Origin of the sequence: Paenibacillus sp. GXUN7292, from assembly GCF_050864975.1 — a bacterium.
Lineage (GTDB): Bacteria > Bacillota > Bacilli > Paenibacillales > Paenibacillaceae > Pristimantibacillus.
The window spans coordinates 1-8378 of record NZ_JBOZWO010000080.1 but is presented as its reverse complement, the minus strand read 5'-3'; the positions used below and the strand labels follow the sequence as shown (position 1 = coordinate 8378).

At 36.8% G+C, this 8378-nt stretch carries 9 protein-coding genes and 2 pseudogenes; 2 read left to right on the top strand and 9 right to left on the bottom strand.

Features of this window, described 5'->3' with window-relative positions; all coding sequences use genetic code 11:
* Nucleotides 1-347: 347 nt before the first annotated feature.
* The 6 genes from ACRRU2_RS28225 to ACRRU2_RS28200 form a co-directional block, all read right to left on the bottom strand.
* Complete coding sequence (locus tag ACRRU2_RS28225) at nt 348-443, bottom strand: putative holin-like toxin (protein WP_331701876.1); 96 nt, start codon at nt 441-443, stop codon at nt 348-350.
* A gap of 345 nt (nt 444-788) precedes the next feature.
* Nucleotides 789-1127 (bottom strand): MmcQ/YjbR family DNA-binding protein, encoded by a 339-nt coding sequence (locus ACRRU2_RS28220; protein ID WP_432506771.1) that lies wholly within the window; start codon nt 1125-1127, stop codon nt 789-791.
* Between the two features lie 129 nt (nt 1128-1256).
* On the bottom strand, nt 1257-1640 hold the full coding sequence (locus ACRRU2_RS28215; protein ID WP_432506768.1) for a hypothetical protein: 384 nt from the start codon (nt 1638-1640) through the stop codon (nt 1257-1259).
* 311 nt (nt 1641-1951) lie between these two features.
* Nucleotides 1952-2317, bottom strand: a complete 366-nt coding sequence (locus tag ACRRU2_RS28210; RefSeq protein WP_432506766.1) for a hypothetical protein — start codon at nt 2315-2317, stop codon at nt 1952-1954.
* Nucleotides 2318-2518: 201 nt separating this feature from the next.
* Nucleotides 2519-2815 (bottom strand): hypothetical protein, encoded by a 297-nt coding sequence (locus tag ACRRU2_RS28205; protein WP_432506764.1) that lies wholly within the window; start codon nt 2813-2815, stop codon nt 2519-2521.
* 435 nt (nt 2816-3250) lie between these two features.
* Nucleotides 3251-3619: a hypothetical protein gene (locus ACRRU2_RS28200; protein WP_432506761.1), complete on the bottom strand. Its 369-nt coding sequence runs from the start codon at nt 3617-3619 to the stop codon at nt 3251-3253.
* Between the two features lie 350 nt (nt 3620-3969).
* On the opposite strand from ACRRU2_RS28200, the pseudogene istA reads away from it, so the two are divergent.
* Nucleotides 3970-5039 (top strand): annotated as a pseudogene (istA, locus tag ACRRU2_RS28195) (IS21 family transposase).
* A pseudogene (gene istB / locus ACRRU2_RS28190) lies at nt 5036-5790 on the top strand (IS21-like element helper ATPase IstB). Before istA ends, istB begins: the two co-directional pseudogenes overlap by 4 nt.
* 97 nt (nt 5791-5887) lie before the next feature.
* On the opposite strand, the gene ACRRU2_RS28185 reads toward istB, so the two are convergent.
* From ACRRU2_RS28185 to ACRRU2_RS28175, 3 genes are all read right to left on the bottom strand, one after another.
* The gene (locus ACRRU2_RS28185) at nt 5888-6373 is read right to left on the bottom strand and encodes a hypothetical protein (protein ID WP_432506759.1); all 486 of its coding nucleotides are present in this window, start codon (nt 6371-6373) and stop codon (nt 5888-5890) included.
* Between the two features lie 230 nt (nt 6374-6603).
* Complete coding sequence (locus tag ACRRU2_RS28180; protein ID WP_432506758.1) at nt 6604-7233, bottom strand: hypothetical protein; 630 nt, start codon at nt 7231-7233, stop codon at nt 6604-6606.
* Between the two features lie 365 nt (nt 7234-7598).
* Nucleotides 7599-8000, bottom strand: a complete 402-nt coding sequence (locus ACRRU2_RS28175; protein WP_432506756.1) for a hypothetical protein — start codon at nt 7998-8000, stop codon at nt 7599-7601.
* Between the last annotated feature and the right edge of the window lie 378 nt (nt 8001-8378).

Sequence of the window (8378 nt, the reverse complement as noted above, 5' to 3'; positions counted from 1 at the left end):
ATGTGTCCGGCTAATTCCGCTTACTTGTTCAACAACTTCTACCGGACCGAGAGCGTAAGCCCGATGCGTGAATATGGTGTTAGGCGAAGTTAACGCTTCTTGTAAAAGCACACAATTATTCTTAATGCCTTTACATGTCTTTATGATTTAAGTTTATTTTTATATTGCCTTAATTCATTTTCTCAACACTCTTCTGTTCACTTCTTTTTCCAGTTGTGTTATCATATTTTAGAAGAAGCCGAGTGCGGCAAACACTCGGCTGAACAATTGGCTTGGATGGGTTTATCCCTTCTAGAGTCTAAAGAGGAATAAGAACCCACCTTTGGCGTCAACCTTGGGGTGGGTTCTTACTTTTTCTTGTTGTTATCGCTGATGTATGTTAAAAGTGCAAGGATAAACATTCCAAATAGGAACATAATCGTTATTGCATCTTTTACTTCCATAGTATCACCTCCTACAAAGTTTCCGAAGGAAACTTACTTCGTAAGCTTATGCTCGAAGGGATACTATGCCCACCCAAGATTCAATTGTCTTTTACTATTCTACCATGATATACCAATAAAAAGAAGAACGATTGTTCCTGTTACTTACGTCCTTCTTATGTTTTTAAATCTCGTTAATTTCGTCTAACGTCTGTGCATTCTCGAACCCCACCGGCTTAGATAGCTCTTATCTTAGCCGGTGCGGGTTATCGCCTGAATCCTCTTCACCATAATGACTCCTGGCGATCGAGGGCAGCAGCCCGATGCGTGAATGTGGTGTTAGATGATGCCTCGGGCCTCTTCGTATTATCTTTCAAAGAATATCTTTACCATCTTTTTTGGAGCTACTATTCCCCATGCGCTCCGTATCAATTTCTTCACTTCATCTTTACTTGCTGTTTCAAGGTTTATGTGCATATAATTCATGTTTTTAAAAGATTCGGGAATTATAAAAGTCTTTGGATCTGTTGTTGTATACATCTCTCTTTCTTCTTTAGTTGTTTTAACTGTTATAGTTTTCATATCGCTCTGTATGACTATAAATATCTTGTTATTAATTCGAAATGAGGGTTTTCCCCAGTGTGTCACTTCCTCAGTTCCTGGTAAAGATAAAGCAATTTGGCGCACTTCATTTACCAACATCATTGATTCACCTCCGCACTTTCTCTGTCTGAGCCTATACTTCTTGAAATCGCTTCTGTGGACCGAGATCCAAATGGATCGATGCGTGAATATGGTGTTAGATGAAGTTCCCTCCGCTTCTTTGAGTCATCTTTAGAAATTCATATCTATTAAAAGTAATCTTTCGGTTGTTATTAATACTGTTTCTCCTTGATTAAATTCTTGAAGTTTATCTACCTCTATTATTATGATGCTCTTTCCGATTCTCAATATAATACAATTATCTTCTATAAATTCAATCTTTCCAATGATTGTCGTGATTTCATCACTAATAAGGATACTATTCGGGTGATTTAATATCTTTGAAATATTATTCCCGAAGACTAAGGTTTCTTGAATATCTAACTCAACAAAATAAGTGTTATTTATCTCAGGATTAGTACCTTGCCAATACCCTAAGCCTTCTCCCAGTTCACTAAGAAAAGTCACTTTAATTTTGTCATCAATATTATTGATTTCAATAATCTTTACTTTCACTTAAAAGACCCCTTAAAAAGTAAGGTATTAAATTGAAGATTTAATTATCTTTGGAGAATTTCATCTAACGTTCATATTCACGACGTCTATTGATAACGTTTCGTATATTCACGATGTCCGACATAGTTGGATGTGTCAGGCTGCATCAGCTACCCTGCCAATTGCATCTGTTCGGACCGAGGGGCGAATGCCCCGGAGCGTGAATATGGTGCTATGCGCTGTTACAGCCTCCTTGAATTTCTAAAGACTGTAACCAACTTCACCGACATATATGTTGTTTGACTTATACTCATTAAAAAATTCAAAAAAAGTTAATCTAAATTATTTTCAAAATCTTTGATGTTAGAACTGAAAACACGATCATTCCAATCTCTTATTCTAATCTCTTCTTCATTTGAATCTACAACAATGCTGTAATTACTATAAAAAAGTTCTGTCTCAACGTTTTCTATTCTCATCTTAAGATCAACGAAACCATTTTTTTTAAGGAATTCAAAAAACTGAAGATAGAAGTCTGAAGTAGAAATTTGCTTTACTGTATCTCCATAAAACTCCAAAAAAGCTTCCGAGTACAATATTAATTCCGATATAAACAAACTTTGTTTTAGCGGTATATATATATAGACATTATCTTTAATTCTTGTAATTAAGAAAATCTCTTTATAATATGTTTTCAAGATCATATCAACCAATTCGGGAATGAAAAGAATACCAAATATATGTTCCCTATTAAAATTAACCAAAAAATCCTCAGTATTATTTATTATCAAATTTAGATGCCTTACAGATTTAACATAATGGGATACTTTTTTATTTAATAAGATCAATTATTTTAAATACATTTTCAACGTAAGGTGGGTATTTTTGAGCAATAGCCTTTACTTTGTTTCAGTCCCATCATTAGATATTAATGTTATATCTGTTACATCAAGTTCGGTTTTATCTTTCTTGTGCAAAAATTCTTCACCATCTAATAATGATAATGAATAGCCTTCAATATTTCTAAGTCTAGCATTTGTCCCATGGTAATAATATTCTGTAATCTCAACTCCAAAATATGAGTTATCACTTTTGTATTTCAAGAGAAAATCAGGTTCTTCTTGTTCAATTACATCAAATAATTTTTCTTGATAAACTTTGAATAATATTTCTCTCTCTTTATCTTTCTTATTCATATTAATATACCTCAATATTTTTTGATTTGGGTTGGTTATTCAAGCAGTAATTGCGTATAACACCTAATCTACGAACGTTCATATATTCACGACTGAGATAATACCACTCTATTCGATTATTTAGAATCAAGTCATTGGGTAGAAAAAAGAATTCATGATTCAATGCCATAAGATCACCTAGGAATTTATCCCTATTATTTATTTGCATTTCAACTATTGCGTATAACGTTCTGATATTCACGACGTCCATTCCCCTTAGATAGCTCTTATCTTAGGGGAATGGATGTGTCCGCAGCCTATACTTCTTGCAATCCCTTCTGCGGACCGAGATCCGAATGGATCGATGCGTGAATATGGTGTTAACTGATGTCGGCGACTTCTTCGAGTTACTTTCATATGTTTTGCTATCGTCCCCAATAATTGAAGAACAGGTCATTAAATTTTCTTCCTTAAAATTTCGTCAACTAACCAGAATATAAGTGCGGCTATTATTGTTGCTACAACAATAAATAAACCCTCAAGTAAGTTAGAAATCACAATCACTAATCCAGCTAAAAAACCAAATATACTATGAATAAGTAATGCCATTATATTTCTTGGTTTTCCGTTTAAACTTTTTGTTAGATAATCAGATAAAAAAGATACAGGTACCCCAATGAGAAGTACAAATGGAAAAGCACCCGTAAAAAGAACTCCAATAGCTAATAAACTTGAGCCTTCTGTTATCGCAAAAAGAATAGTAAGCAATATTGCTATTAACAAAGTAGTTAAAATAAACCCTAGAAATTTTCTTAAAAATATCAAAATCCCCTCCTTATATTAAAAGATTTGATTTATCTTGTTCAATAGTCCTGACCGTAAGTTTAAATCAACTTGGGAATATTTACTTTTGATTTTTCCATTCTTGCGCTGATTTCTTATAACGTTCAGATATTCACGACGTTCATTCCCTTTAGATAGCTCTTATCTTAGGGGAATGAATGTGTCCGCAGCTTAGACTTCCTGAATCAACTTCTGGGACCGAGAGCCCGCGGCTCGATGCGTGAATATAGTGTTATAGTACAAATGCTAACCTAAACATGTACACAAATGCTTGAATAAGAATGTACAGATTTGACGATCTGAATCATACTTGTCTCAAGGGAGAGATAAGTATGTACATCACGTTGAATATTCAATCGAATATAGAGATTCGTAGTTTACTAGACTTACCTAAACTTAAATCGTTAATGGAGAATCTCAATGGACTGCAATGTTCAGCATCTGCCTTTCGTGCCTACATCGCTCGTAAGCCTGAGTTTGAAGCTTACTTTAAGCACGGACAGCGTATGCCGTCACCACAAGGAACGATTCGTTTCGAGACAGATCCAGGCGTGCAAGCCCAGTTAGATTGGAAAGAAAGCATTCCCTTTGAAACGAAAGAAGGCGAGAAGGTTGAGGTAAATGTAGCTGTGCTACTGCTCTCGTATTCACGATTTAGGGTGTATCACATGAGCGTGTCTAAGTCACAAAGCGTATTGCATTCCTTCTTAACCGAGGCGTTTGAAGCCATTGGTGGTGTTCCTCATGAGATTCTAACCGACAACATGAAGACTGTTATGGACGAAGCAAGAACTGAACATACTGCCGGTAAAGTGAATGCCAAGTTTGCTGGTTTTGCAGCCGACTTTGGATTTAAAGTCAGGCCCTGTATCGCAGGACGGCCTCGTACCAAAGGAAAAGTGGAAGCACAAATGAAAATCTTAGATGAGATCCATGCTTACCAAGGCAAATTAAGCCTGCCAGAGCTTCAGGTATACATTCAGAAGCTAAGCGATCGTGTAAACCAGTCGTTCCATCAAGGAACGGGGAAAGTCCCCGTTCTAGCCCTGGAAAAGGAAAAGAACTCCTTACACCCGTTACCAGCGGAGCGTGTAAGAAGTTCCTATCGCATACATCATAAGCTTGTAAAGATCAATGCTCGAACATGATCTCCTACCAATCCAGACAATACTCAGTTCCCGCTGGGTATCAAGGAAAAACGGTGGGAATACAAGTCTATGACAACCATTTGTATGCTTATTATAACACGAAACTTCTGGTACGCCATCCTATTGGTGAAGCAAAATTAAATTACACAGAAGAGCACTACAGGGAAAACTTAAGATTATCTATGCCAAGCTATCTAGACATTAGTGACTTGGCCAAGAAGAATCTACGTGCGATTGGAGGTGCATTTGAATGAATTTGACCTCCTACCAACAAGCTACACGTAACCTAGAGTATCTAAGCCTTAAGCAAATGGTGACCCATTTAAATGAAGTCGTCGATTTTAGTATTCATAACCAACTGTCTTTCATAGATACGCTAGTGAAGCTCACAAGCTATGAGATTGATGTGCGCGAGCAGAACATGATTCATGCGATGGTGAAAGTCGGTGCCTTTCCTCATCAGAAGGAACTCTTGGATTTTGACTTTAGCTTTCAGCCTTCAGTGAACCGAGAGCAGATACTGGACTTTGCTAGTCTACGCTTCATTGAGGGGAATGAAAACATTGTGTTTCTAGGTCCTAATGGGGTTGGAAAAACTCACTTGGCTACGTCGATCGGTATTGCTGCTGCGAAGAAACGTACAAGCACCTACTTCATTAAGTGTCATGATCTAATTCAGAACTTAAAACGTGCCATGCTAGAAACCGCCTTGATGCAAGATTGAAGCACTACACGAAGTACAAACTACTCATTATTGATGAGATTGGTTATCTTCCGATTGAACCCGAGGATGCCAAGCTATTCTTCCAACTTATTGATATGCGCTATGAGAAGCGAAGCACCATCTTTACGACTAATGTTAACTTCAGGTCATGGGATGAAGTGTTTCGTGAACCGAAACTTGCCAATGCAATATTAGATCGTATTCTACATCATGCAACTGTCGTTACTATTGTAGACGAATCTTACCGACTGAAGGATCATTTTGTCCAAGAGGACAAGTGATTTTGTACATCCTTAAACAAGCGAAAGTGTACATGTTTATGTTGACATTTACATTATAGGATGTCAGCGACTTCATTGAAAATACTATCAAATGATCTTAAATTAAGTACTTCAATCTCTTCCATTCTTTCGGGACATGTAACCATAATGCTGGATAAAAACATTCTTCAAATAAATCATTCTTCTTGAATTCTTTAATGTATTTCAATACACTGCCATTTAATATATTAATTTCTTCTTCTGTGACCTTTCCCGATTCATACTGATCATAAATTTCTTGAATTGTGTCAAAGCTTTCATAGTCAGGTCCCATTTCGCTAAACCAACCGCTAAAAAAGATACTGGATGGTCCGCCGAGTCCATGAGGACAATTTAAACACTTCTTATTATCTTCTGAACAATGGCACCACCAAGTAACTCCATTAATCGCGATTCCGATACTTGTTAGTTCATTTATCAAATCTTCAATTAGATCAAATTGGGTAATAAGATCTATATATCCAGATCCCACTGGCTGGGATTTATACTTTTCTAACATCTCTTCGATTTTATATTGAATATTACCAGTTCTTAAATAATCCAAATATTTCAGTAAGAACACACCCTAAAAATATAGTTTATTTGTTTGATTCGCTGATTTCCGATAACGTTGTTGTACTCACGACATGACCCAGCCTTAGACGTCCATTTCCCTTAGATATCTCTTATCTTAGGGAAATGGATGTGTCCGCAGAATATACTTCTTGAAATCACTTCTGCGGACCGAGATTCGATAGAATCGATGCGTGAATATGGTGTTATGCGTAGTTCCCTCTACTTGAGAAACTCAAGAAATCTCTTTCCATAAGTAGTTAATATTAATCTGTCTTCATGAACATCTTTCTTATCGTCCCCGAATAAAAAGGCCGCCTGTGTTCTAATTATGCCTAATCTCTCAAGTTTATTTATGACACCAACATCGATTGCGGGAACGTTTACGAAGTCTCTAGTGTACTCCGCAACGAGCGTTCCTTCAGTCATATCGAATTTACCTAAGTATTGTAAGTCATAGATTCTTAATGCTCTTAAAGTATCATAGAAGAGTAATATTTCACTTTCTTCTGTTGCGTATTCATTCAAAATAGCAGTCAACCCACTTAAGATATAATGAATTTTTTGATCTTCATGATCCTCAATTAGATCGTCAAGTACGATAGGAAATACCCTCTCTTGTATAAATCGACGATCCAATTTTGTATCAAGAAGTAATCTTTGAATCTCTTCAATTTGTCGAGAGTTTTCTTTCAATCTCAACCCAAATCTATGCATCTTTATTGATTGAATCACCTTTCCTATGTAAGGAGCGTACTCAAATCCGATTTCAATTAATTGGTAAATCTCTGTGCCTTCTTTAATTCCTATTGGTTCTAAATATTGCTTTACGATTTCTGGTAATTGATTCATTTTTATCTCCTTATTGTTCTTAGGGAATTACGCATAACGTTCAGATATTCACGACGTCCATTCCCCTTAGATAGCTCTTATCTTAGGGGAATGAATGTGGCCGCAGCTTATACTTCTTGAAACCGCCTCTGCGGACCGAGATCCGAAAGGATCGATGCGTGAATATGGTGTTAAGCGATTGTACCGACTTCTTCGAGTTATCTCTTATTGCCGTTGGCTGTTGCCTCTTCGGGTCCGACGGACTTAGCCAGTGCAAGGTTGTCGCCCGAATAGCTTCCCCGAAATCCCTCCCGGCGACCGAGGGCGGCAGCCCAATGCGTGAATATGGTGTTAGGTGAAGTTACCGACTTCTTCGAATAGTCTAATTATGTTTCAATCAATTTCATATATGTTCTAAATGTGTTAGGATACGACTCATCCGCATCAGATATTTCTTCAGACAATTCAATTTGATTAGTTTCGATAATTCTTAACCCTTCAAAACATGCGTTACTCTTATACCAATCGATTAATTCACTAATATTTACAGAGTCTTTTATTGGTAGACCTTCATGATATGATAAAACAGACAATGTAAACGCTGGAACTAATGCATCTCCACTTAAGTAATATATAAATTTCTTGTTTCTGTAATGCCTCTTTAAATACAACTCAACGTTATCTTCTAGAACTTTAAAAGCCTCTAATAACCTATCATTAGTTATTCTATTGTGTTTAAATAAGTCTATTGAATCCATGTATATAATAGTAATTACAACTTGCTTCACGTTTGGTTAATGCAGGATCATTTGAAAATAGGAATCCGGGATTCTCAACAATTGAACTAATTTCTCGATATGCTTTCTGAGCATATGTCTTTAAATAATCTAGCAAAGTACCACCTTGCCTTCTTTTTTGTATGTTACGCATTTAGTAATTTCGCCTAACGTCCTTCGTATTCACGAACCCGAGAACCTTAATCCCCAACAAGGCGACCGCGACGCGGTTAGGTTCGTTGGGGCGTTGTCCACTGAGTTGACTTCAATGATATTGCATCGCGCGGACCGAGCAGCCACCAGGCTGTGATGTGTGAATACGGTGTTAGACGAAGTTTCGACACCTCTTTGAGCTCGCTAAATCAATTCAAAATTCTGATCGAATCTCGT